Consider the following 25,081-nt stretch of genomic DNA (forward strand, 5'->3'; position numbering starts at 1 on the left):
GGGAGAGAAACCGTGAAAAAAAGTGCAACCGCCATCCTGCTGGCGCTTGGCCTGAGCGCCTCGCTGGCCCATGCCGCCGACGCGATACCGACGCAGAAAGTCGACCAGGCGCTTCACGATCGCCTGCCCGACGCCATCAAAAAAGCGGGCAAGATGATCTCCGTGAACAATGGATCCTTTCCGCCCTATGAGATTGTCAACGGCCCGCACACGATGGACGGCGCCTCTGCCGATCTCACCACGGCGCTGGGCCAGCTGCTGGGCGTCAACATTGAACATGCCACGGTGAGCGGCCTGTCAGGGGTGCTCTCCGGCATTAACTCCGGACGCTACCAGCTGGCGATCGGCCCGATAGGCGACTACCCGGATCGTCAGCAGAAAGTGGACTTTATCGACTTCGTGCAGGAGTTTGTGGTGTTCGGGGTACAAAAAGGCAACCCGCAGAAGATCAACGGGCTGGAAGATACCTGCGGCAAACGCATCGCGGTGATGGCCGCGGGATCGGCAGAGCAGGTGATCCGTAAACAGTCGGAAGCGTGCGTGGCGGCGGGCAAACCGGCGGTGGTGGTGCAATCCTTCACCGATCAGCCCTCTTCGATTCTTGCGGTACGCTCGAAGCGTTCTGACGCCTTCTTCTCTTCGCAGGCGCCGCTGACGTACTTTATCGAGCAGGCGAGCGGCCAGCTTGAGCTGGCGGGCAAGGGACAGAAAAACGGCTTCGGCGATATTTTCCAGGGCACGGTGGTGCCGAAAGGGTCGCCGCTAGGCCAGGTGGTGCTGGATGGCTATAAGGCGCTTTACCAAAATGGCACCTACGCCGCCATCATGAAAAAGTGGAAGCTGGACGGCAATATGATTAGCGCGCCGGGTCTCAATCTGGCGAAAGGGGCGGCAAAATGAGTTCAGGCATCCACAATACACGAGCCACGGACAGGCCCGACGTGCAGCAGCGCGACGTGGCTTTCGCCCGCAGCGCGCCCGCCTGGGGACGCTGGGTCTCCTGGATTGTGGCGCTGATCGTCGCCTCCAACTTTCTCTGGCTGGTGGCGACCAACCCTAACTTCGAATGGAAGGTGGTGCTGCAGTGGTTTACCGAGGAGTCGGTGCTGAAGGGGCTGGAAATCACGCTCGGCCTGACCGTGGTCTCGATGATCCTCGGCACCGGGCTGGGGCTGCTGCTGGCGGTGTGGCGTCTGTCGGAGAACCGGCTGCTGAGCGGCATTGCCAGCCTCTATATCTGGTTCTTTCGCGGCACGCCGCTGCTGGTGCAGCTGATATTCTGGTACAACCTGTCGACGCTGTTTCCTACGCTTTCGCTGACGCTGCCCTGGACATCCGTGACCTGGGCCAGCTGGAACACCAACGATCTAATTACGCCGCTGACGGCGGCCATCGCCGGGCTGGCGCTGAACGAGGCGGCCTATATGGCGGAGATTATCCGCGCCGGACTGCTGTCGGTGGACAACGGCCAGGTGGAAACCACCCAGGCCTTCGGTATGAGCCGCAGCCGCGCGCTGCGACGCATCATTATTCCGCAGGCGATGCGCGCCATTATTCCGCCCAGCGGCAACCAGCTGATCAGCATGATCAAGGCGACCTCGCTGGTGAGCGTCATCGCCATGGGAGATCTGCTCTATTCGGTGCAGGCGATCTATAACCGCACCTTTGAAATTATCCCGATGCTGATGGTGGCGGTAATCTGGTATCTGCTGATTACCTCCATCCTGAACGTCGGCCAGTCGGCGATAGAGCGCTACTACGCGCGCGGCACGCGCCGCACGGTAGAGGCGACGAAATCGCGCGCATCCACGCCGCTCACCGGCGCGCGCCTGCTGCAGAAGGAGGATGTATGAATGCTGTCGTGCCGCTGGTCAGCGCGCGTAACGTCCATAAAAGTTACGGCCATAACCAGGTACTTAAAGGGATCGATCTCGACGTCTTTCCAGGGGAAGTAGTCGTGATCCTTGGGCCGTCCGGCTCGGGCAAGTCGACCTTCCTGCGCTGCATCAACCATCTGGAAGATATGAACGGCGGCTCGATCATGGTAGGAGATGAGCAGATTGGCTACGAGCTGAAAAAAGGCATTCTGCATCGCCTCTCGCCGCGTAAAATCGCCCTTCAGCGCCAGAAGATCGGCATGGTGTTTCAGCAGTTCAACCTCTATCCCCATCTGACGGTGCTGCAAAACATTATCGAGGCGCCGATCGGCGTGCATAAATTTCCGCGTCATGAGGCGATCGCCTATGCGCGTTCGCTGCTGGCGACGGTGGGGTTAAGCGACAAGGCGGACGCCTGGCCGCGGCATCTTTCCGGCGGTCAGCAGCAGCGTGTGGCGATCGCGCGCGCGCTGGCGATTAAGCCGACGCTGATGCTGTTCGACGAGCCAACCTCGGCGCTTGACCCGGAGCTGGTCGGCGAAGTGCTGGCCACCATGCGCACGCTGGCGGATCAGGGGCTGACCATGATCGTGGTGACCCACGAGATTGGTTTTGCCCGTGAAGCGGCCGATCGGGTGGTGTTTATGGATGGCGGCGTGGTGGTGGAGCAGGGGCCGCCCGAGCAGGTGATCGCGCAGCCGCAGCATCCGCGCACCCAGGCGTTTTTAAGCCGTTTTATTTAACGCTGCATCAACAATCTTACTCTGTTACAGAATCTAGTTGAGGTTGGCGGCGATCTGCGCGTAAATAGCACTGTTCATTTTCGCTTAGGTTGAAAGGTAAAGTATGGAAGGTATCAGTATTGCCAAACTGCTGATCATCGGTGCGCTCATCGTACTGCTTTTTGGCACCAACAAGTTACGTTCACTGGGTGGCGATCTGGGCTCCGCAATCAAAGGCTTTAAAAAGGCCATGAAAGACGAAGAACCCACCGCAACCAAGACAACGGCTGAAGATGTTCCGGCAGAGCGCGTTACCCATAAAGAGTGACGCATGACCGCCAGAGAATAGATGTAACCATTTATTTCTCACGGACATAAAAAAACCAGACCTTACAGCGTCTGGTTTTTTATTGCCTGCAACAGGGCTGAATTTATTTCACTTCCAGACCTTTCGCCTGCATATCCGCATGATAAGAAGAGCGCACAAAAGGCCCGCATGCGGCATGGGTAAAGCCCATCGCCAGCGCTTCCTCTTTCATCTCATCGAACTCGGCCGGGCTGACGTAGCGCTGAACCGGCAGATGGTGACGGCTCGGCTGCAGGTACTGGCCCAGCGTCAGCATGGTGACGCCGTGACGGCGCAGGTCGCGCATCACTTCGATAATTTCCGCATTAGTTTCGCCCAGGCCTACCATCAGACCCGATTTAGTCGGGATCGACGGATGCGCTTCTTTAAAGCGTTCCAGCAGCTTCAGCGACCAGTCGTAGTTTGCCCCCGGACGCACCTGGCGGTAGACGCGCGGCACGTTCTCAAGGTTGTGGTTGAAGACGTCCGGCGGCGTGGCGGTGAGGATCTCCAGCGCGCGATCCATACGGCCGCGGAAATCGGGCACCAGGGTTTCAATTTTAATGGTCGGGCTCTTTTCGCGGATCGCGCTGATGCAGTCGGCAAAGTGCTGCGCGCCGCCGTCTCGCAGATCGTCGCGGTCTACCGAGGTAATGACCACATAGCGCAGCGCCATATCGGCGATAGTCTGCGCCAGCTTCAGCGGCTCGCCGGCGTCCGGGGCGTTAGGACGGCCGTGCGCCACGTCGCAGAACGGGCAGCGGCGGGTACAGATGGCGCCGAGGATCATAAAGGTCGCGGTGCCATGGTTAAAGCATTCCGCCAGGTTAGGGCAGGAGGCCTCTTCGCACACCGAATGCAGGCCGTTTTTGCGCATCGCCGCCTTGATGCCCTGGATTCGGCTGGAATCCGCTGGCAGCTTGATTTTCATCCATTCGGGCTTGCGTAACAGCTCCTGACGTTCTGTCACCACGGTTTTCACCGGGATCAGCGCCATTTTATCTGCGTCGCGATATTTGACGCCGCGTTCCATCTGAATTGGTTTACTCATAAGTCTGCAGGTTCCGGTCGGATTGCGTGATGAGAGCTTTCGCCTTCAGGCCAGCGCTAAAGCTTTCAACTTTATTTGATAAAATTTCAAAAATTATATCAGTTCCGCCTGGCAGAAGCAGCCGTCCGGCGGCGGGAAAAGTTACAATTTTGTAAATTCGCATGCACGGTTAAGGCAGTGGCGCGGATTCAGCCGGCAGCCACTCCACTTGCACAAAGCCCAGCTGGCGCGCGAAGGCCGCCACCAGCAGCGGCTGCACGTCCGCCAGGCTGACGCCGGGCTGAAAGGCGCTGAGCTGCGTCATGCGCATCCCGGCGTAGCCGCAGGGATTGATGCGCAGAAAAGGGGTTAAATCCATCGCGACGTTAAGCGCCAGGCCGTGAAACGAGCAGCCCTTACGGATGCGCAGGCCGAGCGAGCAGATCTTCTCCTCGCCGACATAAACGCCCGGCGCGTCGGGACGCGCGCGCGCCTCAACGCCGAAGTGCGCCAGCGTGCCGATCACCGTCTCTTCCAGCGCGGTCACCAGCTGGCGCACGCCGATCTTGCGGCGCTTAACGTCAATCAGCACGTACATCACCTGCTGGCCTGGGCCGTGATAGGTGACCTGACCGCCGCGATCGCTCTGCACCACCGGAATATCGCCCGGCATCAGCAGATGTTCGGCCTTGCCGGCCTGGCCCTGGGTGAAAACGGCGTGATGCTCCACCAGCCAGACTTCATCGCGGCTGTCACCGTTACGGCGGTCGGTGAACTGATGCATGGCATCGGAGACGGGTTGCCAGTCGCGCTGGCCGAGCTGACGAATAAGAAGCGTATCTGCTGACAAAACGGCGGTCCGGTTAAGGAGGAAAGGCTGAGTATAACGTCGGCAAAGGGCAAGACCAAGACCCTTCGCCGACGCCGGCACTTACAGCACCATGCGCACGATATCGATATTGCCCAGCTCTTCATACAGGGTTTCCACCTGTTCGATATGCGTGGCGTTAATGGTGATCGATACCGAGTGGTAGTTGCCTTTGCTGCTTGGCTTGACGTCGGGCGAGTAGTCGCCTGGCGCATGGCGTTGCACCACTTCAACCACTTGATCAACCAGCTCCGGCTGCGCCAGACCCATCACTTTATAGGTAAAAGGAGTAGGGAATTCGAGCAGTTCATTCAGTTTGGTTTTCATATTGACTCCGGTGCATAAAAAACAGGCTCCCGCCGAAGCGGGAGCTTTATCATAGCGTAGTTATGGCGACGACGTGGCGACTTTTCAACCGCCAGGCCGCTTAGCCGAACCAGTGATGGAACATCAGCTTGATGTAATCGATGATGCGGCTGAAGAATCCGCCTTCCTGCACTTCGTTCAGCACCACCAGCGGACGCTGTTCCACGGTCTTGCCGTCAAGCTGGAAGTTGATGCTGCCCACTACCTGATTTTTCTGCAGCGGGGCGTGCAGTTCGCTGTTGTTCAGCACATAGCTGGCTTTCAAATCTTTCATGCGGCCGCGCGGAATGGTCAGGTAGGCGTCTTTCTCTACGCCCAGCTGTACGCGATCGCTGTTGCCGAACCAGACCGGCTCAGAGGCGAACTCTTTGCCCGCCTTCAGCGGCGCCACGGTTTCAAAGAAGCGGAAGCCCCAGATAAGCAGCTTTTTGCTCTCGACTTCGCGTCCTTTGAAAGTGCGGCCGCCCAGCACCGCCGAGATCAGACGCATCTGGCCTTCGGTGGCGGAAGAGACGATGTTGTAGCCTGCCGCTTCGGTGTGGCCGGTTTTAATGCCGTCGACGTTGAGGCTGGTGTCCCACAGCAGACCGTTGCGGTTGGTCTGGCGGATATTGTTAAAGGTGAACTCTTTCTCTTTATAAACCGAATACTCGTCCGGCACGTCGCGGATCAGCGCCTGGCCGATCAGCGCCATATCGCGCGCCGAGCTGTACTGGCCGTCCGCATCCAGGCCATGCACCGTCTGGAAATGGGTATTCTGCAGGCCCAGCGCCTTCACGTAGTTGTTCATCAGGCCGACGAAGGCGTCCTGGCTGCCGGCGACATAGTCCGCCATCGCCACGCAGGCGTCGTTGCCCGACTGCAGCACGATGCCGCGCGTCAGCTGGGAAACCGGCACGCGATCGCCCGGCTTCAGGAACATCAGCGACGAGCCTTTGAACACCGGGTTGCCGGTCGCCCAGGCGTCTTTGCCGACGGTCACGATATCTTCCTGGTGGATCTTGCCTGCTTTGACCGCCTGACCAATCACATAGCTGGTCATCATTTTGGTCAGGCTGGCGGGATCGCGACGGGCGTCGGCGTTCTTCTCGGCCAGCACTTTGCCCGAGTTGTAGTCGATCAGCACATAGGCTTCGGCATCGATATCCGGCACGCCCGGGATCATCGTTTTAAGGTTGACGTCATCAGCAAATGCTACGTGGCTGAGCGAAAAGGCGACCAGTGATCCCACTGTCAGGCGTTTCAGAAAACGAGAGGGTTTCAGCGTGTTCATGTTATGGACTACAACATCCGTGAGTTAAGGTTAAAAAAAAGTGGCTCATCATAGCAAATGCCTGTTTTACAGGCATCTGGCTTTGGCATTCTGTTGTTAGCAGAGATGTCCAGCGCGGCGAGCCGAGGGTTCAACGACGCGCGCTGGTGATAAATGAAGCCTGCCCGTTGGCATTCAGGCGCTGCTGCAGCGCAGCGGCGTCGGCGCGGTTTTTAAAAGCGCCGAGCTGAATGCGATAGACGTTGTTGCCGGCATTTTCGACCGAGCCGGGCACGCCATATTTCTCTCCGAGGCTCTGCGCTATCTGCTGCGCGCGCGCGGCGTCGTTGATGGCGCCCACCTGCACCACGAAACCGCCTGAAGGCTGCGCGGTCGCGCCGCTGGCGACAGGCGCCGCCGCCGCAGGTGCGGCTACAGGCGCGGCGGCCGGCTGCGGCGCAGGCTCGCTGCCCTCCAGCACGCCGTTTGCCAGCGGCTGAGGGGCGCCGAGGAAGCCGCTGCTGCTGACAGGCGCGCCCATCTCGCCGTTGCTCTGCAGGGTGCGGTTGTCGACGGCGCGAATATCCTGCGCCGGCACCGGCGCGGCGGCAGGTTCGCTGCTGCCGTTCATCACGCCGTTGCCGCCGAGATCGGGGCGCGCGGGCAGGGCGTAGCTCTGCTTCGCCACCACGGTGCCGATGGTGCCGGGGCCGGAGAGCGTGCCGTCCGGCGCGACCTTGATGTAGTCGACGCGCACGCGGCTATTGTTAGAGATATTGAGGCGATCTCCCGCCGCACGCGACAGGTCGATAATGCGTCCCGGCGTATAAGGACCGCGATCGTTGACGCGCACCACGATCTGGCGACCGTTGGCGAGGTTGGTGACGCGCACGTAGCTGGGCAGTGGCAGCGTAGGATGCGCCGCGCTCAGCGCGTCGGGATCGTAGCTTTCGCCGGTGGCGGTGCGCTTGCCCTGCGCTTCGTCGCCGTACCAGGCGGCTAATCCCACTTCGCTGAAGTTAGAGGGATCCTTGACGATACGGTAAGACTTGCCGTTCGCGCTGTAATCCTGGCTGGTGCCGGGATTAATGGGCTCATATTTTGGCTCGACGCCCGGTATTTCCACCACCGGGCCGTTATAGGCCGGTTGCGGCGGCGCGGTGTTTTGCGGCTCCTGGGTGGTGGTACAGGCGGTCAAAACCAGTAGTGCCAGAGCAACAGCAGGCCATTCCTTACGCATGTGCAGCCTCTTAAACGCTTTTAGATAACATTTTTCTGTGAGTATGGATCGACATTACGATGCCGAATCCCGCCATAAGGACAATAAGCGCCGAGCCGCCATAGCTGACCAGCGGCAGAGGGACGCCAACCACCGGTAAGATACCACTTACCATGCCAATATTAACGAAAACATAAACGAACAAAATCAGCATTAATCCGCCCGCCATGACGCGGCCGAAGGTGGTCTGGGCGCGCGCGGCGATCACCAGACCGCGCAGGATCAGCAGCAGATAGAGCACCAGCAGGATCAGCACCCCCACCAGACCAAGCTCTTCCGCAAGCACGGCGAAGATAAAGTCGGTGTGCCGCTCCGGCAAAAACTCCAGCTGCGACTGGGTGCCATGCAGCCAGCCCTTGCCGCGCAATCCGCCGGAGCCGATGGCGATTTTAGACTGAATAATATGGTAGCCCGCGCCGAGCGGATCGCTTTCCGGATCGAGCAGCATCATCACGCGGTCGCGCTGGTAGTCGTGCATCAGGAAGAACCAGAGCACCGGAATAAAGGCCGCGACCAGCAGCACCGCCACGCCGATCAGCTTCCAGCTCATGCCGGAAAGAAACAGCACGAATAGCCCGGAGGCGGCAATCAGGATAGAAGTGCCGAGATCGGGCTGCGCCGCGACCAGCAGCGTCGGCATAAAGATCAGGATCAGCGCGATGCCGGTATTCTTTAAGGTCGGCGGACAGACGTCACGGTTGATAAAGCGCGCCACCATCAGCGGCACGGCGATTTTAGCAATCTCCGAGGGCTGGAATCGCACCACGCCGAGGTCGAGCCAGCGCTGCGCGCCTTTACTGATATGGCCGAAAGCGTCCACCGCGATCAGCAATATCACGCAGACGATATAGAGATAGGGCGCCCAGCCCTCATAGACGCGCGGCGGCACCTGCGCCAGCACCAGCATCATCACCAGACCCATCGCAATCTGGCCGATTTTGCGCTCCATCATGCCCGGATCCTGGCCGCTGGCGCTCCAGATCACGATGGCGCTATAGGCGAGCAGCGCCAGAATCACCAGCATAAACAGCGGATCGATGTGGATACGCGTCCAGATCGATCTTTTCTGCGGACTATCGTTCATCGACATCGTTATTCACCTTCATAGCCGGGCGGGGTAGGGACCGCGTCCGGCAGAGCCGTATTGTTGTCGCCCAGCATAATGTGGTCGAGAATCTGCCTCATCACCGTGCCGACCGCCGGGCCTGCGCCGCCGTTTTCCAGAATCATGGTGACGGCGACGCGCGGTTTGTCATAGGGGGCAAAGGCGGTCATCAGTTTATGGTCGCGCAGACGCTCGGCGATCTTATGCGCGTTATAGGTTTCGTTCTCTTTCAGGCCGAAGACCTGCGCGGTGCCCGATTTGGCGGCGATTTTATAGGGCGCGTCGGCGAAGCTTTTATGCGCCGTGCCGTTTGCGCGGTTCGCCACGCCGTACATGCCGTCTTTGGCGATCTCCCAGTAGCCGGAGTGAATGTCGCCGATCGGTTCGCCCGGCGGCTGACGCCAGGGCACCATGGTGCGTCCCTCGCGGGTAGCGCGCAGCAGGTGCGGCACTTTGACCATGCCGTCGTTAATCAGGATCATCAGCGCCTTGTTCATCTGCAGCGGCGTCGCGGTCCAGTAGCCCTGACCGATGCCGACCGGAATGGTGTCGCCCTGATACCACGGCTTTTTAAAACGCTTCATCTTCCAGTCGCGCGTCGGCATGTTGCCTGCGCTCTCCTGCGGCAGATCGATGCCGGTGCGGTGGCCGTAGCCGAATTTGTTCATCCACTCCGACAGGCGATCGATGCCCATGTCATACGCCACCTGATAGAAGAAGGTATCCGCCGACTCCTCCAGCGATTTGGTCACGTTGAGGCGGCCGTGGCCCCATTTTTTCCAGTCGCGATAGCGTTTTTCCGAGCCGGGCAGCTGCCACCAGCCGGGATCGAACAGGCTGGTATTGCGGTTGATGACGCCGGCGCTCAGCGCGGAGACCGCTACATAGGGCTTCACCGTCGAGGCGGGCGGATAGGAAGCCTGAATGGCGCGGTTATAGAGCGGGCGGTTTTCGTCGTTGAGCAGGCCGCGGTAATCTTTACCCGAAATGCCGTCGACGAAAAGGTTTGGATCGTAACTGGGCGTGGAGACCATCGCCAGAATCTCGCCGGTGCGCGGATCGCTGACCACCACCGCCGCGCGGCTGCCGGCCAGCAGCGTTTCGATATATTGCTGAAGCTTGAGATCGATGGTCAGCCAGATATCGCGCCCCGCCTGCGGCGACTGCTCGTGCAGCTGGCGGATCACGCGGCCGCGGTTATTCACCTCGACCTCTTCATAGCCGGTAATGCCGTGCAGCACATCTTCGTAGTAGCTTTCGATGCCTAGCTTGCCGATATCGTGCGTCGCGGCGTAGTTCGGCCATTTGCCCTCTTTATCGAGGCGCGCCACGTCACGGTCGTTAATTTTGGAGACGTAGCCGACGACGTGCGTCAGCGTCGGGCCGTAGGGATAGTAGCGACGCTGATAGCCTTTCACCTCGACGCCGGGGAAGCGGTACTGGTTGACGGCGAAGCGCGCCACCTGCACGTCGTTAAGGCCGACCTTAACGGGAATCGAGGTAAAGCGACGCGAGCGCTTGCGCTCTTTATCGAAGGCGTCGAGATCCTCGTCGGTGATATCCAGCACCGGGCGCAGATCTTCCAGCGTTTGCTTGAGGTTGTCGACTTTTTCCGGCACCAGCTCCGCCTGATAGATGGTGCGGTTAAGCGCCAGCGCGGTGCCGTTGCGGTCGTAGATAATGCCGCGGCTCGGCGCCACCGGCACCAGCTTGATGCGGTTTTCGTTAGAGCGGGTACTGTAATCTTCAAAGCGCAGGATTTGCAGGTGGTAAAGATTGACCACCAGTACGCTGGAGAGCACCAGAATGCCGAAGAACGCAATTAACGCCCGACGGACAAAGAGCTTCTGCTCGGCACTGTAATCGCGAAAGGCGTTGCTTTGTAATTTCATCCGCTACTTAAAATGTCGGGGTTAGCCTTACCGGTTATTCACGATGATAAGGATGATTGGCGGTGATGCTCCAGGCGCGATAGAGGCTTTCAGCGACCAGCACGCGCACCAGCGGATGAGGCAGCGTCAACGCGGAAAGCGACCAGCTCTGCTCGGCGGCGGCTTTGCAGGCGGGCGATAAGCCTTCCGGGCCGCCAATCAACAGGCTGACGTCGCGGCCATCCTGTTTCCAGCGCTCCAGCTGCTGAGCAAGCTGGGGCGTTTCCCACGGCTGGCCGGGAATATCGAGCGTAACGATGCGGTTGCCTTTGCCGGTTGCGGCCAGCATCGCCTCGCCTTCTTTTTCCAGGATACGCTTGATATCGGCGTTTTTGCCGCGTTTTCCGGCAGAGACTTCCACCAGCTCCAGCGGCATATCTTTGGGAAAACGACGCAGATACTCAGTGAAACCGGTTTGCACCCAGTCGGGCATCTTCGTGCCCACGGCCACAAGCTGCAGTTTCACGCGTCAGCTCCAGAGTTTTTCCAGCTCATACAGCTGGCGGCTCTCTTCCTGCATGACGTGCACGATGACGTCGCCCAGATCGACCACCACCCAGTCAGCGGCATTTTTGCCGTCCACGCCAAGCGGAATCAAACCGGCGGCGCGCGACTCCTGCACCACGTGATCGGCGATAGAGGAGACGTGGCGCGTCGAGGTGCCGGTGCAGATGATCATGCAGTCGGTGATGCTGGATTTACCCTGAACGTCGAGCGCGACGATATCCTGACCTTTAAGATCATCAATCTTATCAATAACGAACTCTTGGAGTGCTTTACCTTGCAAAAGGTTCCCCTTTAATACGGATAGTAGCGGGCCGGCTGCTGGCCCCGATAAGGCAGCCAAAAAATTGAGCCGCGCAGTATAGCACGCCTTTGCCTGTGCGATATACGCCCGGTGAGCGCTTATTTCAGATAGAGGCCTTCGCGGTCGATATAGTCGATAACGGCCGGCGGCAACAGCTGCTCGCACGACAGGCCGGCGTGACGGCGCTGACGGATTTCCGTGGCGGAGATATTCACCAGCGGCGTATCGGCCAGCCAGATAAAGCCGGCGGGCTGCTGGTGCAGCTGCGCCGTATCAACAGCCAGATGGCTCTCCAGCCAGCGCTGCATCTCCGGCGACGCCATCTCGGCCGGGTAGCCGGGACGCTTGCACACCAGCAGATGACAAAGCGACAGCAAATCCTGCCAGCGATGCCAGCCCGACAGGTTGAGCAGCGAGTCCTGACCAATGATAAATCCCAGCGGCTGATCCGGCCCGCGTTCGGCGCGCAGCGCCTCCAGCGTCGCCACCGTCCACGACGGCGTGTCGCGCATCAGCTCGCGGGTATCGATATCGAACAGCGGTCGATCCTGAATAGCGCAGCGCAGCATCTCGACGCGCTGCGCCGCGCTGGCTTCCGGCTGCGGGCGATGCGGCGGCACGTTGTTGGGCAGCAGCAGCACGCGCGCCAGGCCGGTTTGCTGCGCCAGCGCCTCTACCGGCCGCAAATGGCCGAAGTGAATGGGATCGAAGGTGCCGCCGAACAGGGCGTGAAGGTCAGACACTGGCGAAGCTCGCAGGAAAATGTCGATGACAGAGCAGCAGCGAGAGCGTCTCCAGCTGCGGCCAGATACGCTGCCCGTAATCCTGCTTCAGGGTGAGTTCAATCTGCGTCAGCAGGCGGATCGCGCGCTGCAGGCGCGCGCCGTCCACGCGCTGCAGCGCCTCGGTAAACAGCGCGCGCCGGTTCTGCCAGATGCGCTGCTGATCCATCAATGCGCGCAGCGGCTGCTGCGCCTGATGGCGCTGCAGGTGCAGCAGCGTCATTAAGTCGCGCTGCAGGGTGCGCAGCAGAATAACCGGCTCGCTCTCTTCTTTTTCCAGCTGATGGAGAATGTGCAGCGCGCGCTTGCTTTTGCCCGCCAGCAGCGCGTCCACCCAGTGAAACGGGGTAAAGTGCGCCGCATCGCTGACCGCCTCTTCCACGCGCGGCAGCGTCAGCTTGCCGTCGGGCCAGAGCAGCGACAGGCGCTCCAGCGCCTGCGCCAGCGCCAGAAGATTGCCCTCGTAGCAGTAGCAGAGCAGCTGGATCGCCGCGTCGTCTACCGAGAGCTTCATGCTTTTGGCGCGCGTCGCCACCCAGCGCGGCAGCTGCGCCTGCTCCGGCGTCTGGCACGGCACCAGCACGCCATGGGCGGAGAGCGCTTTAAACCAGGCGCTGTTCTCCTGGGCTTTGGTCAGCTTCGCCAGGCGGCAAATCAGCAAAATATCGGCATGCAGCAGGCCCGCCAGCTTATTCAGCTGTTCGGCCATCGCGGCGTTGGGGCCGTTTTCCGGGAAGAGCAGCGTCATTGTCTGACGCTGAGCGAACAGGCTGAGCGCCTGACAGCTGGCAAAGAGGCTTTCCCAGTCGGTCTGGGCGTCGAGCGTAAAGCTTAAATGCTCCTCAAACCCCTGCGCGACGGCAGCGGCGCGAATCGCGTCGGCGCTCTCCTGCAGCAGCAGCGGCTCGTTTCCGGCTAACAAATAGCAAGCGCGCAGCCCCTCGCGGAGCTGCGCGCCTAGTTGCTCAGGATAGATCCTGATCATTGCGTACTGGTAGCGGAAGAGGAGGAGGCTGGCGCGGGCACCGCAGGTTCGCGGGCCGACGCCGGCAGCGTCTCTTTCTGGTTCATCTGCGCGGCATGCACGGTCAGCAGTTTACGCACCAGCTGCTCTGCGGCGCGCTGACGCATCTCCTGCACGATCATGTCCTGCTCGGCATCTTTCGCCAGCGCCGCGTTCGGGTTATCGAAGAACGAACGATACACCGTGGTGCTGATCGGATAGATGCCTTTGCCCGGCAGCAGAACCTGCGCCGTCACGTTCATCATCAGCGAGTATTCCGCCGTGGTACCGCTGATAAACACCGAGGCGGTATCGCGGCCCTGCGTTTCGCCGCCCAGGCGCAGCGTCGGGATGTCGGTACGGTTCTGCTTCGTATCTTCAACGATGGTGACGTTGTTGATGCGCAGCTGCTGACGCACCGTGCGCGCCAGCGGACCGTACGGATCGCCACTGTTCAAGATCAGCGTTTTCAGCTCGCTCGGCACCTGCGTGGTGCCGCGCGGATGAAAACCACAGCCGGCGGTAACCATCACCGCCAGCAGGACAAACAGCCTGATAATCAGATGTCGCACAGTTCCTCCTGAACTTAACCTACGACCAGGTTAAGCAGTTTGCCGGGTACATAAATCACTTTGCGGATGGTGACGCCGTCAAGGTACTTCGCCACCAGATGTTCCTGGGCGGCGCGAGCCTGAACCTGCTCCTGCGTCGCGTCGGCGGCCACGGTAATTTTACCACGCACTTTACCATTTACCTGCACAACCACCAGCAGCGACTCTTCTACCATTGCCGCCTCGTCCGCGACCGGCCAGTCGGCGTTGTCCACGCTGCCTTCGCCGCCCAGCTCCTGCCACAGCACATAGCTGGCGTGCGGAGTAAACGGATAGAGCATGCGCACGACGGCCAGCAGCGCTTCCTGCATCAGGGCGCGATCCTGCTCGCTCTCCTGCGGCGCACGCGCCAGCTTGTTCATCAGCTCCATAATCGCCGCGATGGCGGTGTTGAAGGTCTGACGACGGCCGATGTCGTCGGAAACTTTGGCGATGGTTTTGTGCAGATCGCGACGCAGCGCTTTCTGATCGTCGTTAAGGCTGCTGATATCCAGCGCTGCCGTCGCGCCTTTCGCCGTGTGCTCCCAGGCGAGTTTCCACACGCGCTTCAGGAAGCGGTTTGCGCCTTCGACGCCGGACTCCTGCCACTCCAGCGTCATTTCCGCCGGCGAAGCGAACATCATAAACAGGCGAACCGTGTCGGCGCCGTAGCGCTCGACCATCAGCTGCGGGTCGATGCCGTTGTTTTTCGACTTCGACATTTTGCTCATGCCGGCGTAAATCACCTCGCGGCCCTGGCTGTCGGTCGCTTTCACGATGCGGCCTTTCTCGTCGCGTTCGACGGTGACGTCGACCGGCGAGACCCAGTTGCGCTCGCCGTTGGCGCCGTGGTAGTAGAAGGCGTCCGCCAGCACCATCCCCTGGCACAGCAGACGCTTCGCCGGTTCGTTAGAGGTTACCAGGCCTGCGTCGCGCAGCAGCTTGTGATAGAAGCGGAAGTAAAGCAGGTGCATGATGGCGTGTTCAATCCCGCCGACATACTGATCGACCGGCAGCCAGTAGTTGGCCGCAGCCGGATCCAGCATACCTTCATCGTAGTTGGTGCAGGTGTAGCGCGCGTAGTACCAGGAGGACTCCATAAAGGTGTCGAAGGTATCGGTTTCACGCAGCGCCGGCTGGCCGTTGACGGTGGTTTTCGCCCACTCCGGGTCCGCTTTGATCGGGCTGGTAATGCCGTCCATCACCACATCTTCCGGCAGGATCACCGGCAGCTGATCTTCCGGCGTCGGCATCACGGTGCCATCTTCCAGCGTCACCATCGGAATCGGCGCGCCCCAGTAGCGCTGACGGGAGACGCCCCAGTCGCGCAGACGGTAGTTGACCTTGCGCACGCCGACGCCTTTCGCGGCCAGCGCGTCGGCGATAGCGTTGAAGCCCGCTTCATGGCTCAGGCCGCTGAATTCGCCGGAGTTGAACAGGGTGCCTTTTTCCGTCATCGCGGCGGCGCTGACGTCCGGCTCGCTGCCGTCCTGGTTCAGCACGACCGGCGTAATCGGCAGATCGTATTTGGTGGCGAACTCCCAGTCGCGCTGGTCGTGCGCCGGAACCGCCATAACGGCGCCGGTGCCGTACTCCATCAGCACGAAGTTGGCGACCCAGACCGGCACTTTGTCGCCGGTCAGCGGATGGATGGCGAACAGGCCGGTCGCCATGCCTTTTTTCTCCATCGTCGCCATCTCCGCTTCAGCGACTTTGGTGTTGCGGCATTCGGCGATAAAGTCAGCCAGCACCGGGTTGCCCATCGACGCCTGCAGCGCCAGCGGATGGCCAGCGGCGACCGCGACGTAGGTCGCGCCAAGGAAGGTGTCCGGACGCGTGGTGTAAACGGTCACTTTCTCTTCGCTGTCGGCGACGTCGAAGGTGATCTCGACCCCTTCGGAACGGCCAATCCAGTTGCGCTGCATGGTTTTGACCTGCTCCGGCCACTCTTCCAGCGTGTCGAGGTCGTTAAGCAGCTCATCGGCATAGTCGGTGATCTTAACGAACCACTGCGGGATCTCTTTGCGCTCGACTTTGGTGTCGCAGCGCCAGCAGCAGCCGTCGATAACCTGTTCGTTCGCCAGCACCGTCTGATCGTTCGGGCACCAGTTCACCGCCGAGGTTTTTTTATAAACCAGGCCTTTTTCATAGAGTTTGGTGAAGAACCACTGTTCCCAGCGGTAGTATTCCGGCTTGCAGGTGGCCAGCTCGCGGCTCCAGTCATAGCCGAAGCCCAGCAGTTTCAGCTGGTTCTTCATATATTCGATGTTGTCGTAGGTCCATGGCGCCGGCGCGGTGTTGTTTTTTACCGCCGCGCCTTCCGCCGGCAGGCCAAACGCGTCCCAGCCGATCGGCTGCAGCACGTTTTTGCCGAGCATACGCTGGTAACGGGCGATCACGTCGCCAATGGTGTAGTTACGCACGTGGCCCATATGTAGGCGGCCGGAAGGATAGGGCAGCATGGAGAGGCAGTAATATTTCTCTTTGCTCTCATCTTCGGTCACTTTGAACGTTTGGTTTTCGTCCCAGTGTTGCTGGACGCGGGATTCTATCTCTTCCGGGCGGTATTGCTCTTGCATGGCAGCCTATGGTCCTTAATGAATAACGCTTAGCTTACTTTAAGATCCGCATAGCATACCCATATGGCTGCCGGTCAACAACACTTCACCGCCCTGTTGCGGTGATTTCTCGCGGAAGGCCGCATCCTGCTCTCATATTCCGATTCGCTTTGCTAAACAACGCGGCAAACGGCGCAAAGCGGCTAAACTTAAAGCTGGCTAACCCGCGCAGAAAGGAGAATAAAATGAACAAAGTGGCGCAAATTTACCGTGAATCCCTGGCCGCGCTGACGGAGCGACTGCGCCAGGGCGATCGGGATATCGACGCGCTGGTGACGTCGCGACGTCAGCAGCTGATGGCCAGCGAGTCCGCGACGCCGGGCGAGATCGACCAGGCGCTGGCGGCGGTTCGACGCGATTTAGAGGAGTTTGCACGCAGCTATCAGGAAATCCATCAGCCAGAGAAGGCGAACGATTCGCTGTTTATGCGCATTGTGCGCGAGAGCCTGTGGAAAGAGCTGGCGGATATCACCGACAAAAGCCAGCTGGAGTGGCGCGAGGTGTTTCAGGATCTCCATCATCACGGCGTCTATCAGAGCGGCGAGGTGGTGGGGCTGGGCAATCTGGTGTGCGAAAAGTGTCACTTTACGCGCGCGATTTATACCCCTGAAACCTTAACGCGCTGCCCGGAGTGCGGACACGATCAGTTTCAGCGCCAGCCGTTCGAGCCGTAAGAGGGTGCGCGCGGAACGACTGTGCTAACGTGAATAAGATGGCCCGATCGCAAAGGCGTTCAGGCCATCCCCTCCACCTGCCAGGCGAATGCGTCGTCGTTCAGTTCTTGATGACGCGCGCCGGATGAGTTAGTGCAGAATCTTCGCCAGGAAATCCTTCGCGCGATCCGACTGCGGATTATTAAAGAAGTCGTCTTTACGCGTATCTTCGATAATCTTGCCCTCATCCATAAAAATGACGCGGTTCGCCACTTTGCGGGCGAAGCCCATTTCGTGCGTCACCACCATCATCGTCATGCCTTCCTGCGCCAGTTCTACCATCACGTCGAGCACTTCGTTGATCATTTCCGGATCGAGCGCCGAGGTCGGCTCGTCGAACAGCATGGCGATAGGATCCATGCAGAGCGCGCGCGCAATCGCCACGCGCTGCTGCTGGCCGCCCGACAGCTGGCCGGGAAACTTCTGCGCATGAGCGGTCAGCCCGACGCGATCCAGCAGCTTCAGACCTTTATCCCGCGCGGCGGTTTTGTCGCGCTTCAGCACTTTAACCTGCGCCAGCACCAGGTTATCGATGATGCTGAGGTGGGGAAACAGCTCGAAGTGCTGGAACACCATACCGACCTTGCTGCGCAGCTGCGCCAGATTGGTTTTCTTGTTGTTCACTTCGGTGCCGTTCACCAGAATAGTGCCCTGCTGAATCGGCTCCAGACCGTTAACGGTTTTGATCAGGGTCGATTTGCCCGAGCCCGACGGCCCGCACACCACCACCACTTCCCCTTTCTGGACTTCGGTCGTGCAGTCGGTCAGCACCTGAAAGTGACCATACCACTTAGAAACGTTTTTCAGGTTAATCATTTAAACCGTCCTTTTTCTTTTTAGATAGCTGACCAACAGCGAAGCGCTCAGGCTGATAACGAAGTAGACCAGACCGGCGAAGAGAACCATTTCCACCTGGGTGCCGTCGCGCTCGCCAATGGTGGACGCGGTGCGGAAGAAGTCCGCCAGGCTTAATACATAGACCAGCGAGGTATCCTGGAACAGCACGATGCCCTGCGTCAGCAGCAGCGGCACCATGGCGCGAAACGCCTGCGGCAGAATAATCAGCTGCATCGACTGCCAGTGCGTCATGCCCAGCGCCAGCGCGGCGTTACCCTGTCCACGTGAGATACTGATGATGCCGGCACGAATAATTTCTGAGTAGTACGCCGCTTCGAACAGCGAAAAAGCGACCATGGCTGAAATCAGTCGGATATCGGTTTTGGGCGACAGGCCCAGCACCTGCTGCAGGAAACTCGGCACCACCAGATAGAACCACAGCAGCACCATCACCAGCGGCACCGAGCGGAACAGGTTGACATAAATTTTGGCGAACCAGCTGATGGGCTTAAAGCTCGACAGCCGCATCACCGCCAGCAGCGTGCCCCAGATAATGCCGAATATCACCGCGGTCACGGTGATCTTCAGCGTAATCACCATACCGTTGAGCAGGTAGGGCAGGCTGGGAGGAATGGAACTCCAGTCAAACTCGTACATTATTTTCCTCCCAGATTACCCGGCAGGCGCACCTTGCGCTCCACCAGACTCATAATCAGCATGATCACCAGGTTAATGGCGATATAGGCCAGCGTGATCGCGGTAAAGGATTCATAGGCGTGCGCCGAGTAGTCGAGCAGCTTGCCCGCCTGCGCCGCCATGTCCACCAGCCCGATGGTCGAGGCGATAGCGGAGTTTTTCACCAGGTTGAGCATTTCCGAGGTCATCGGCGGCACGATCACGCGGTAGGCGTTAGGCAGCAGCACGTAGCGATAGGTCTGCGGCACGGTCAATCCCATCGCCAGACCGGCGTTCTTTTGCCCGCGCGGCAGCGACTGAATGGCGGCACGCACCTGCTCGCAGACGCGAGCGGCGGTAAACAGGCCGAGGCAGATCACTGACGCGGTGAAAAACTGGATATTGGGGTCCAGCTCCGATTTAAACCACATGCCGAGCTTCTCGCCCACCAGCTCCGGCGCCACCAGATACCAGAAGAAGAACTGCACGATCAGCGGAATGTTGCGGAACAGCTCTACGTAACAGGTGCCGATCGCCGAAAGCAGGCGGTTAGGCACGGTGCGCAGAATGCCGAATAAGGATCCTACAAGAAAGGCGATAATCCAGGCGCAGCAGGAGACCGCAATGGTCACCTGAAATCCGGACCACAGCCAGCCAAGGTAGGTCGTGTTGCCGAACGGGGCCTGTTCGAGAAAGATGCCCCAGTTCCAGTCGATACCCATAACGAGCTCCGGTAAAAAAGGGTAGCTAAGCTACCCTGAAGATTGATGAACGGCGTCTGTATTGCCTGCTTCAGGGGAACGACCTGAGCAGCTTGTCTGTCCGCGCCGGGTTTTCAGCAATCGAGAGGGCAGCGAGGCCGCCCTTGTTGTCGTTGTTAGTTCAGTGCTTTGTCGTTCGGCGTTTTGAACAGCGCCTGCATATCCGCTGAGAGATCGAAGTTCAGGTTCAGATTCTTCGGCGGAATCGGCTGCTTGAACCAGGTATCGAACCACTTCGCGGCTTCGCCGGAGGTCTGCGCTTTGGCGATGGTGTCGTCGACCAGCGTTTTGAACGACGCGTCATCTTTGCGCAGCATACAGCCATAGGCCTCTTTCGACTGCGGCGTGCCGACGATCTCCCAGTTATCCGGCTTCTTCGCCTTAGCGCGTTCGCCGGCCAGCAGGGCGTCATCCATCATAAAGGCGACGGCGCGGCCGGTTTCCAGCGTGCGGAACGAGTCGCCATGGTCTTTCGCGCTGATGATGCGCATATCCATTTTCTTCTCGTCGTTCAGCTTATGCAGCAGCACTTCCGAGGTGGTGCCGGAGGTGACGACCACGGTTTTGCCTTTCAGGTCGGCGAAATCTTTGATGTCGCCGCCTTTTTTCACCAGCAGACGCGTGCCGATAACGAAAATGGTGTCGGAGAACGCCGCCTGTTTCTGGCGCTCGAGGTTATTGGTGGTGGATCCGCACTCGAAGTCGTAGGTGCCGTTCTGCAGCAGCGGAATACGGTTCTGCGAGGTGATAGGGATCATCTTCACCTGCAGATCCGGCTTGTTCAGCTTCGCCTTAATCGCCTCGACGATGGCGTTGGAGTAAGCCTGCGAATAGCCCACGACTTTTTGCTGGTTGTCGTAATAAGAAAAAGGAACAGAGGACTCGCGATGCCCCACGACGATAACGCCGTTATCGCTGATTTTCTTCAGGGTGCCGCTGAGGTCTTCCGCCTGGGCCGCGCCCGCTGCCGCAACGCCTGCCAGCAAAAGCGATAATGCCACTTTGCGAATCTGCATGGTCCAACTCCTTCAAGAGATGTCGCGCAGAATATAAACTGCGCAGATGTGTGATGTTGTGTGTATTTCCTGCTGCTTTTTTTGTTATCTCATCGCGTCGGCGCGCTAAGAATATTCACTAACATAGCGGATTGTTAACGTTATGAAACGAAAAAGTTTCTTATTTTGCGAAGTGTTCCGCACCAAATTGAGGCGTATTTCTCGGGTTGCGCGCTCAGGGTGCGTCGCTCTGCCTTTTAACGGTGCAGCGCAGCTCGCGTTAACGCGTCAGTCCGCCAGGTTTACAGGAAACAGGGTTACTGATAGCAAACATCGTGCCAGGTGAACGCCGCAGCAGAAAATAGGGGAGGATGGCGAGAAAGCGAGCGGAATATGGCGAGCGGCGGCGAGCAGGGCGCTCGCCGCCGTCCGTCAGGTCAGGCTTTGCGGCGCCACAGCGCCAGCAGCGCGGCGCCCAGCGTCAGCAGCCAGACCGGCCAGAGACCGGCATGGGCGTAAGGCGTTTCGCCGGTGGTCGGCGTCACCTTATCCAGCAGCACGCCGCGGGTAAATTGTGGCAGGATCTTCTCAACGTCGCCCTGCGCATTCACCACCGCGGTCACGCCGTTATTGGTGCCGCGCAGCAGCGGACGCCCCAGCTCCAGCGCGCGCATGCGCGCCATCTGGAAGTGCTGCCAGGGGCCAATAGAGTGGCCAAACCAGGCGTCGTTAGAGACGGTCAGCAGAAAATCGGTGTCGGGATGGAAATTGGCGCGCACCTGTTCGCCCAACACGATCTCATAGCAGATGGCGCTGGTAAGGTGGTAGCCCGCCGCCTGCAGCTGCGGCTGCAGATAGTCGCCGCGGCTGAAGGAGGACATCGGCAGATCGAAGAAGGGCGCCAGCGGACGCAGCAGGTTCTCCAGCGGCACGAACTCGCCGAACGGCACCAGATGGTTTTTCTGGTAGCGGTTCATGCTTTGATAGCTGTAAGGCTTCTCGCCGCCCAGCACGATCACCGAGTTGTAGTCGTGGTAGCGGTTCTGCTCCAGACGGGAATCGACGATGCCGGTGATCAGCGCGCTGCCGCGCTGGCGCAGCTCGCCGTCCAGCGCGCGCAAAAAGGGCTGCTGATTGCTTTCCAGATCGGTAATCGCCGACTCCGGCCAGATAATCAGCTTCGCGTTGCCCATTAGCGGCTGACTCAGGCCGTTATAGGCGCGCAGCGTGTTGAGCAGCTGCTGCGGATCCCACTTCATCGACTGCGGAATATTGCCCTGAACCAGCGCCACCTCGACGCTGCGCGCCGGCTGCGGCTGGGTCCAGTGGATATAACGCAGCGGCCAGGGCAGCGCCAGCAGCAGCAGCGCGGCGACAGCGCTTTTTACGCTGCGCTGGCGAATGGCGTAAGCCAGCAGGCCTGCGACCACCACCAGAATAAAGGTGAGGGTTTCCACGCCCGCCAGCGGGGCCAGGCCTTTTAGCGGGCCGTCAATCTGGCTGTAGCCGAACTGCAGCCAGGGAAAGCCGGTCAGCACCCAGCCGCGCAGAAACTCGCTAAGCTGCCACAGCGCCGGCGCCGCCAGCGCCAGGCGCCACAGCGTGGCGCGCGGCCAGATGCGGTTCAGCACGCCGGCAAACAGCGCCGGGTAGAGCGACAGATAGGCGGCCAGCAAAATCACCAGGAAGACGTTGATCGGTCCAGGCATGCCGCCAAAGGTGGCGATACTGACGTAGACCCAGTTTATGCCGCTGCCGAACAGGCCGAAGCCCCAGGCGAAACCGATAGCGGTGGCCTGGCCGCTGCGCCGATCCAGCGTCAGCAGCTGCAGGCCGATCAGCGACAGCAGCGCGGCGGGCCAGAAATCATAGGGGGAGAAGGCGAGGGTGCCCAGAGCACCCGTTAACGCAGCCAGCAACAAACGTACCCGCTGGCGCGGGTAAAGTAAGGCCAAAGACATAGGGTTATTCGTCATCCAGTTGGGGTAACGGGGCGTTTTCCGGAATCTTTACATGCACCTGGATGATGCGACGGCTGTCGGACATCGCGACTTTGAAGTGATAACCGTCGATGTCAATGCTCTCTCCCCGTCCGGGAAGATGGCCGAATCCCTGCATGACCAGTCCGCCAATCGTGTCCACTTCTTCGTCGCTGAACTGCGTGCCGAACACCTCGTTGAAATCTTCAATCGGGGTCAGGGCGCGCACCGTATAGGTCTGACGGTTCAGCTGACGGATATCGCGATCTTCTTCGTCGTCATACTCATCTTCGATTTCGCCGACGATCAGCTCAAGGATATCCTCGATGGTGACCAGACCGGAGACGCCGCCGAATTCATCAATAACGATCGCCATATGATAGCGCTGAGAACGAAACTCTTTCAGCATGCGGTCGACGCGCTTGCTTTCCGGCACCACAACCGCCGGGCGCAGCACTTTTTCCATGCTGAACGGCTCTGATTCGCTGCTCATAAACGGCAGCAGATCTTTCGCCATCAAAATGCCTTCGACATGGTCTTTGTCTTCGCTGATTACCGGGAAACGTGAATGCGCGGATTCGATAATCACGTCCAGGCACTCGTCCAGCGTCTGGTTGCGCTTCAGGGTAATCATTTGCGAACGCGGGATCATGATGTCGCGCACGCGCTGTTCTGCAATATCCAGCACCCCTTCGAGCATGTCGCGGGTATCTTCGTCAATCAGCTCTTTTTGCTCGGAGTCGCGGATCAGCTCCAGTAGTTCATCACGGTTTTGCGGTTCGCCGTGAAACAGTTGGTTGATAAGCAGGGAAAAAAATCCCTTTTTACTACTGGGTGCATCGCTGTTTTGAGAATGGTCGTCGCTCATGGCGTTTTTTTAGAGATCTCTCTGGTGAGGGTGGTTGCTGTCGGCGTCCTCGCCGACAGCGGGATAAACTGAGCCAGCGGCTCAGGCGTCTTCTTTTTCCGAAATGTACGGATCGGGATAACCAAGAGCAAGCATTATCTCTGTCTCGATCCCTTCCATCTCTTCGGCTTCGTCATCTTCGATATGGTCGTAGCCGAGCAAATGCAGCGTGCCGTGCACCACCATATGGGCCCAGTGCGCTTCAACGCTTTTGCCTTGCTCTTCCGCCTCTTGCTCCACCACCTGACGACAAATGATCAGGTCGCCCAGCAGCGGCAGCTCAATGCCCGGCGGCGCCTCGAAGGGAAAAGAGAGCACGTTGGTCGGCTTGTCTTTGCCGCGATAAGTCAGATTAAGCTCATGGCTCTCCGCCTCGTCCACCAGGCGAATGGTGACTTCGCTTTCTGGCTGAAAAGGGGTGACCGCCGCCTCCAGCCAGCGCTGGAAAGCGGCCTCGTCAGGCAGGCCGCCGGTCTGTTCGCAGGCGAGCTGCAGATCAAGAATTACCTGGCTCATTTACTCTCCTGCGCCTCGATCTGCGCCGCCAGCGCGTCGCGTTTGCGCTCTTCCGCCAGCTTGTCGCGGCGTTTCTGATCCGCTTCTTCCCAGGCTTCATAGGCGGTGACGATTCGCGCCACAACCGGGTGACGCACCACGTCTTCGCTGTGGAAGAAGTTGAAGCTCAGCTCCTCGACATCGGAGAGCACTTCAATGGCGTGGCGCAGGCCCGATTTGGTGCTGCGCGGCAGGTCGATCTGCGTGACGTCGCCGGTGATCACCGCTTTGGAGTTGAAGCCGATGCGCGTCAGGAACATCTTCATCTGTTCGATGGTGGTGTTCTGGCTCTCATCAAGAATGATAAAGGCGTCGTTCAGCGTACGGCCGCGCATATAGGCCAGCGGCGCAACCTCAATCACGTTGCGCTCCATAAGCTTTTCGACGCGCTCGAAGCCGAGCATTTCGAACAGGGCGTCATAGAGCGGACGCAGGTAGGGATCGACCTTCTGGCTCAGATCGCCAGGCAGGAAGCCGAGCTTTTCGCCCGCTTCCACCGCCGGACGCGTCAGCAGAATACGGCGAATCTCCTGGCGCTCCAGCGCATCCACCGCCGCCGCAACCGCAAGGTAGGTTTTACCCGTACCGGCCGGGCCGACGCCGAAGGTGATGTCGTGGTCGAGAATATTGGCGATGTACTGCGCCTGATTCGGCGTGCGCGGCTTGATCACGCCGCGTTTGGTCTGGATATGCACCGCTTTGCCGAACTCCGGCACGCTGTCGGCGGTCTGCTCCAGCACGCGGCTCTCTTTAATCGCCAGATGGATCTGCTCGGGATCGATATCCGGGATGACGCCGCGCACCGGCGCGGTATCGACGTAAAGGGTACGCAGAATATCTTCAGCGGCGTTGACGCAGAGCGCGCGGCCAACCAGCTTAAAGCTGTTGTCGCGACGGTTGATTTCAATGCCCAGACGACGCTCAAGCTGTTTGACGTTGTCGTCGAAGGGACCGCACAGGCTCATCAGTCGGCGGTTATCTGCCGGTTCAAGGGCGATTTCACGAGTTTCGATATTCAAACGAATCCTTTGGGTCACTCAGGGCCAGTTAGAATGTGTGCTGATGCCGGGTTGATTAACGAC

At 59.5% G+C, this 25,081-nt stretch carries 26 protein-coding genes; 5 read left to right on the top strand and 21 right to left on the bottom strand.

The features are described 5' to 3' along the window. Positions 1–12: 12 nt before the first annotated feature. From AC6I7Z_RS05790 to tatE, 4 genes are all read left to right on the top strand, one after another. Positions 13–900, top strand: coding sequence for an ABC transporter substrate-binding protein (locus tag AC6I7Z_RS05790; RefSeq protein ID WP_497813479.1), 888 nt, complete (start codon positions 13–15; stop codon positions 898–900). Then, the gene (locus tag AC6I7Z_RS05795; RefSeq protein WP_497813480.1) at positions 897–1,853 is read left to right on the top strand and encodes an amino acid ABC transporter permease; all 957 of its coding nucleotides are present in this window, start codon (positions 897–899) and stop codon (positions 1,851–1,853) included. The genes AC6I7Z_RS05790 and AC6I7Z_RS05795 overlap by 4 nt, the downstream gene beginning before the upstream one ends. Then, complete coding sequence (locus AC6I7Z_RS05800) at positions 1,850–2,620, top strand: amino acid ABC transporter ATP-binding protein (RefSeq protein ID WP_497813481.1); 771 nt, start codon at positions 1,850–1,852, stop codon at positions 2,618–2,620. The genes AC6I7Z_RS05795 and AC6I7Z_RS05800 overlap by 4 nt, the downstream gene beginning before the upstream one ends. Before the next feature lie 103 nt (positions 2,621–2,723). Continuing rightward, positions 2,724–2,927, top strand: coding sequence for a twin-arginine translocase subunit TatE (gene tatE / locus AC6I7Z_RS05805; protein ID WP_033751842.1), 204 nt, complete (start codon positions 2,724–2,726; stop codon positions 2,925–2,927). 103 nt (positions 2,928–3,030) lie between these two features. Here the strand turns inward: tatE and lipA are convergent, their stop codons facing one another. The 13 genes from lipA to leuS all read right to left on the bottom strand — a co-directional run bounded on the left by lipA (position 3,031) and on the right by leuS (position 16,538). Continuing rightward, a complete protein-coding gene (gene lipA, locus AC6I7Z_RS05810; RefSeq protein ID WP_033751839.1) occupies positions 3,031–3,996 on the bottom strand; it encodes a lipoyl synthase in 966 nt (321 codons plus the stop codon). Positions 3,997–4,165: 169 nt separating this feature from the next. Further along, positions 4,166–4,825, bottom strand: coding sequence for a lipoyl(octanoyl) transferase LipB (gene lipB, locus AC6I7Z_RS05815; RefSeq protein ID WP_497813482.1), 660 nt, complete (start codon positions 4,823–4,825; stop codon positions 4,166–4,168). An 81-nt stretch (positions 4,826–4,906) separates the two neighbouring features. After that, positions 4,907–5,170 carry a DUF493 family protein YbeD gene (ybeD, locus tag AC6I7Z_RS05820; protein WP_033751835.1) on the bottom strand — a complete coding sequence of 88 codons (264 nt, stop codon included), beginning with the start codon at positions 5,168–5,170 and terminating at the stop codon, positions 4,907–4,909. Positions 5,171–5,270: 100 nt separating this feature from the next. Continuing rightward, positions 5,271–6,482, bottom strand: coding sequence for a D-alanyl-D-alanine carboxypeptidase DacA (dacA, locus tag AC6I7Z_RS05825; protein WP_497813483.1), 1,212 nt, complete (start codon positions 6,480–6,482; stop codon positions 5,271–5,273). 130 nt (positions 6,483–6,612) lie between these two features. Continuing rightward, entirely contained in the window at positions 6,613–7,701 is a 1,089-nt protein-coding gene (gene rlpA / locus AC6I7Z_RS05830) for an endolytic peptidoglycan transglycosylase RlpA (RefSeq protein WP_497813484.1), read from the bottom strand. A gap of 10 nt (positions 7,702–7,711) precedes the next feature. Further along, positions 7,712–8,824, bottom strand: a complete 1,113-nt coding sequence (mrdB, locus tag AC6I7Z_RS05835) for a peptidoglycan glycosyltransferase MrdB (protein WP_497815405.1) — start codon at positions 8,822–8,824, stop codon at positions 7,712–7,714. Between the two features lie 8 nt (positions 8,825–8,832). Then, a complete protein-coding gene (gene mrdA, locus AC6I7Z_RS05840) occupies positions 8,833–10,737 on the bottom strand; it encodes a peptidoglycan DD-transpeptidase MrdA (RefSeq protein ID WP_497813485.1) in 1,905 nt (634 codons plus the stop codon). A gap of 34 nt (positions 10,738–10,771) precedes the next feature. Continuing rightward, on the bottom strand, positions 10,772–11,242 hold the full coding sequence (rlmH, locus tag AC6I7Z_RS05845; RefSeq protein ID WP_033751828.1) for a 23S rRNA (pseudouridine(1915)-N(3))-methyltransferase RlmH: 471 nt from the start codon (positions 11,240–11,242) through the stop codon (positions 10,772–10,774). 3 nt (positions 11,243–11,245) lie between these two features. Continuing rightward, a complete protein-coding gene (rsfS, locus tag AC6I7Z_RS05850) occupies positions 11,246–11,563 on the bottom strand; it encodes a ribosome silencing factor (RefSeq protein WP_033788909.1) in 318 nt (105 codons plus the stop codon). Between the two features lie 119 nt (positions 11,564–11,682). Continuing rightward, positions 11,683–12,327: a nicotinate-nucleotide adenylyltransferase gene (gene nadD, locus AC6I7Z_RS05855; RefSeq protein ID WP_497813486.1), complete on the bottom strand. Its 645-nt coding sequence runs from the start codon at positions 12,325–12,327 to the stop codon at positions 11,683–11,685. Continuing rightward, positions 12,320–13,351, bottom strand: a complete 1,032-nt coding sequence (gene holA / locus AC6I7Z_RS05860; RefSeq protein ID WP_033751822.1) for a DNA polymerase III subunit delta — start codon at positions 13,349–13,351, stop codon at positions 12,320–12,322. The genes nadD and holA overlap by 8 nt, the downstream gene beginning before the upstream one ends. Then, positions 13,348–13,941: an LPS assembly lipoprotein LptE gene (gene lptE, locus AC6I7Z_RS05865; protein WP_497813487.1), complete on the bottom strand. Its 594-nt coding sequence runs from the start codon at positions 13,939–13,941 to the stop codon at positions 13,348–13,350. The genes holA and lptE overlap by 4 nt, the downstream gene beginning before the upstream one ends. A gap of 14 nt (positions 13,942–13,955) precedes the next feature. Beyond that, on the bottom strand, positions 13,956–16,538 hold the full coding sequence (gene leuS, locus AC6I7Z_RS05870) for a leucine--tRNA ligase (protein ID WP_497813488.1): 2,583 nt from the start codon (positions 16,536–16,538) through the stop codon (positions 13,956–13,958). Positions 16,539–16,762: 224 nt separating this feature from the next. Here leuS and AC6I7Z_RS05875 point away from each other — a divergent pair, with 224 nt between their 5' ends. After that, entirely contained in the window at positions 16,763–17,251 is a 489-nt protein-coding gene (locus AC6I7Z_RS05875) for a zinc ribbon-containing protein (RefSeq protein ID WP_497813489.1), read from the top strand. A gap of 129 nt (positions 17,252–17,380) precedes the next feature. Here the strand turns inward: AC6I7Z_RS05875 and AC6I7Z_RS05880 are convergent, their stop codons facing one another. The 8 genes from AC6I7Z_RS05880 to AC6I7Z_RS05915 all read right to left on the bottom strand — a co-directional run bounded on the left by AC6I7Z_RS05880 (position 17,381) and on the right by AC6I7Z_RS05915 (position 25,018). Next, on the bottom strand, positions 17,381–18,106 hold the full coding sequence (locus AC6I7Z_RS05880; protein ID WP_497813490.1) for an amino acid ABC transporter ATP-binding protein: 726 nt from the start codon (positions 18,104–18,106) through the stop codon (positions 17,381–17,383). Then, positions 18,107–18,784: a glutamate/aspartate ABC transporter permease GltK gene (gltK, locus tag AC6I7Z_RS05885; RefSeq protein ID WP_497813491.1), complete on the bottom strand. Its 678-nt coding sequence runs from the start codon at positions 18,782–18,784 to the stop codon at positions 18,107–18,109. Beyond that, complete coding sequence (locus AC6I7Z_RS05890) at positions 18,784–19,524, bottom strand: amino acid ABC transporter permease (RefSeq protein WP_497813492.1); 741 nt, start codon at positions 19,522–19,524, stop codon at positions 18,784–18,786. Before AC6I7Z_RS05890 ends, gltK begins: the two co-directional genes overlap by 1 nt. Positions 19,525–19,679: 155 nt before the next feature. Then, positions 19,680–20,579 (bottom strand): amino acid ABC transporter substrate-binding protein, encoded by a 900-nt coding sequence (locus AC6I7Z_RS05895; RefSeq protein WP_048783099.1) that lies wholly within the window; start codon positions 20,577–20,579, stop codon positions 19,680–19,682. 416 nt (positions 20,580–20,995) lie between these two features. Then, positions 20,996–22,519: an apolipoprotein N-acyltransferase gene (lnt, locus tag AC6I7Z_RS05900; protein WP_497813493.1), complete on the bottom strand. Its 1,524-nt coding sequence runs from the start codon at positions 22,517–22,519 to the stop codon at positions 20,996–20,998. Between the two features lie 4 nt (positions 22,520–22,523). After that, positions 22,524–23,405, bottom strand: a complete 882-nt coding sequence (corC, locus tag AC6I7Z_RS05905; protein WP_033751802.1) for a CNNM family magnesium/cobalt transport protein CorC — start codon at positions 23,403–23,405, stop codon at positions 22,524–22,526. Between the two features lie 81 nt (positions 23,406–23,486). Then, complete coding sequence (ybeY, locus tag AC6I7Z_RS05910; protein WP_033751799.1) at positions 23,487–23,960, bottom strand: rRNA maturation RNase YbeY; 474 nt, start codon at positions 23,958–23,960, stop codon at positions 23,487–23,489. Continuing rightward, positions 23,957–25,018 carry a PhoH family protein gene (locus AC6I7Z_RS05915; protein ID WP_033751796.1) on the bottom strand — a complete coding sequence of 354 codons (1,062 nt, stop codon included), beginning with the start codon at positions 25,016–25,018 and terminating at the stop codon, positions 23,957–23,959. Before AC6I7Z_RS05915 ends, ybeY begins: the two co-directional genes overlap by 4 nt. Positions 25,019–25,081 lie beyond the last annotated feature (63 nt).

It is taken from the genome of Pantoea sp. X-Soil-MYKO-1289 (assembly GCF_059730625.1).

Bases quoted from the DNA above. Each gene is read 5' to 3' on its own strand.
- AC6I7Z_RS05795 (WP_497813480.1), top strand. From the start codon at position 897: ATGAGTTCAGGCATCCACAATACACGAGCCACGGACAGGCCCGACGTG.
- AC6I7Z_RS05800 (WP_497813481.1), top strand. From the start codon at position 1,850: ATGAATGCTGTCGTGCCGCTGGTCAGCGCGCGTAACGTCCATAAAAGT.
- tatE (WP_033751842.1), top strand. From the start codon at position 2,724: ATGGAAGGTATCAGTATTGCCAAACTGCTGATCATCGGTGCGCTCATC.
- lipA (WP_033751839.1), bottom strand. From the start codon at position 3,996: ATGAGTAAACCAATTCAGATGGAACGCGGCGTCAAATATCGCGACGCA.
- ybeD (WP_033751835.1), bottom strand. From the start codon at position 5,170: ATGAAAACCAAACTGAATGAACTGCTCGAATTCCCTACTCCTTTTACC.
- dacA (WP_497813483.1), bottom strand. From the start codon at position 6,482: ATGAACACGCTGAAACCCTCTCGTTTTCTGAAACGCCTGACAGTGGGA.
- rlpA (WP_497813484.1), bottom strand. From the start codon at position 7,701: ATGCGTAAGGAATGGCCTGCTGTTGCTCTGGCACTACTGGTTTTGACC.
- mrdB (WP_497815405.1), bottom strand. From the start codon at position 8,824: ATGAACGATAGTCCGCAGAAAAGATCGATCTGGACGCGTATCCACATC.
- mrdA (WP_497813485.1), bottom strand. From the start codon at position 10,737: ATGAAATTACAAAGCAACGCCTTTCGCGATTACAGTGCCGAGCAGAAG.
- holA (WP_033751822.1), bottom strand. From the start codon at position 13,351: ATGATCAGGATCTATCCTGAGCAACTAGGCGCGCAGCTCCGCGAGGGG.
- leuS (WP_497813488.1), bottom strand. From the start codon at position 16,538: ATGCAAGAGCAATACCGCCCGGAAGAGATAGAATCCCGCGTCCAGCAA.
- AC6I7Z_RS05875 (WP_497813489.1), top strand. From the start codon at position 16,763: ATGAACAAAGTGGCGCAAATTTACCGTGAATCCCTGGCCGCGCTGACG.
- AC6I7Z_RS05880 (WP_497813490.1), bottom strand. From the start codon at position 18,106: ATGATTAACCTGAAAAACGTTTCTAAGTGGTATGGTCACTTTCAGGTG.
- gltK (WP_497813491.1), bottom strand. From the start codon at position 18,784: ATGTACGAGTTTGACTGGAGTTCCATTCCTCCCAGCCTGCCCTACCTG.
- AC6I7Z_RS05890 (WP_497813492.1), bottom strand. From the start codon at position 19,524: ATGGGTATCGACTGGAACTGGGGCATCTTTCTCGAACAGGCCCCGTTC.
- AC6I7Z_RS05895 (WP_048783099.1), bottom strand. From the start codon at position 20,579: ATGCAGATTCGCAAAGTGGCATTATCGCTTTTGCTGGCAGGCGTTGCG.
- lnt (WP_497813493.1), bottom strand. From the start codon at position 22,519: ATGTCTTTGGCCTTACTTTACCCGCGCCAGCGGGTACGTTTGTTGCTG.
- corC (WP_033751802.1), bottom strand. From the start codon at position 23,405: ATGAGCGACGACCATTCTCAAAACAGCGATGCACCCAGTAGTAAAAAG.
- ybeY (WP_033751799.1), bottom strand. From the start codon at position 23,960: ATGAGCCAGGTAATTCTTGATCTGCAGCTCGCCTGCGAACAGACCGGC.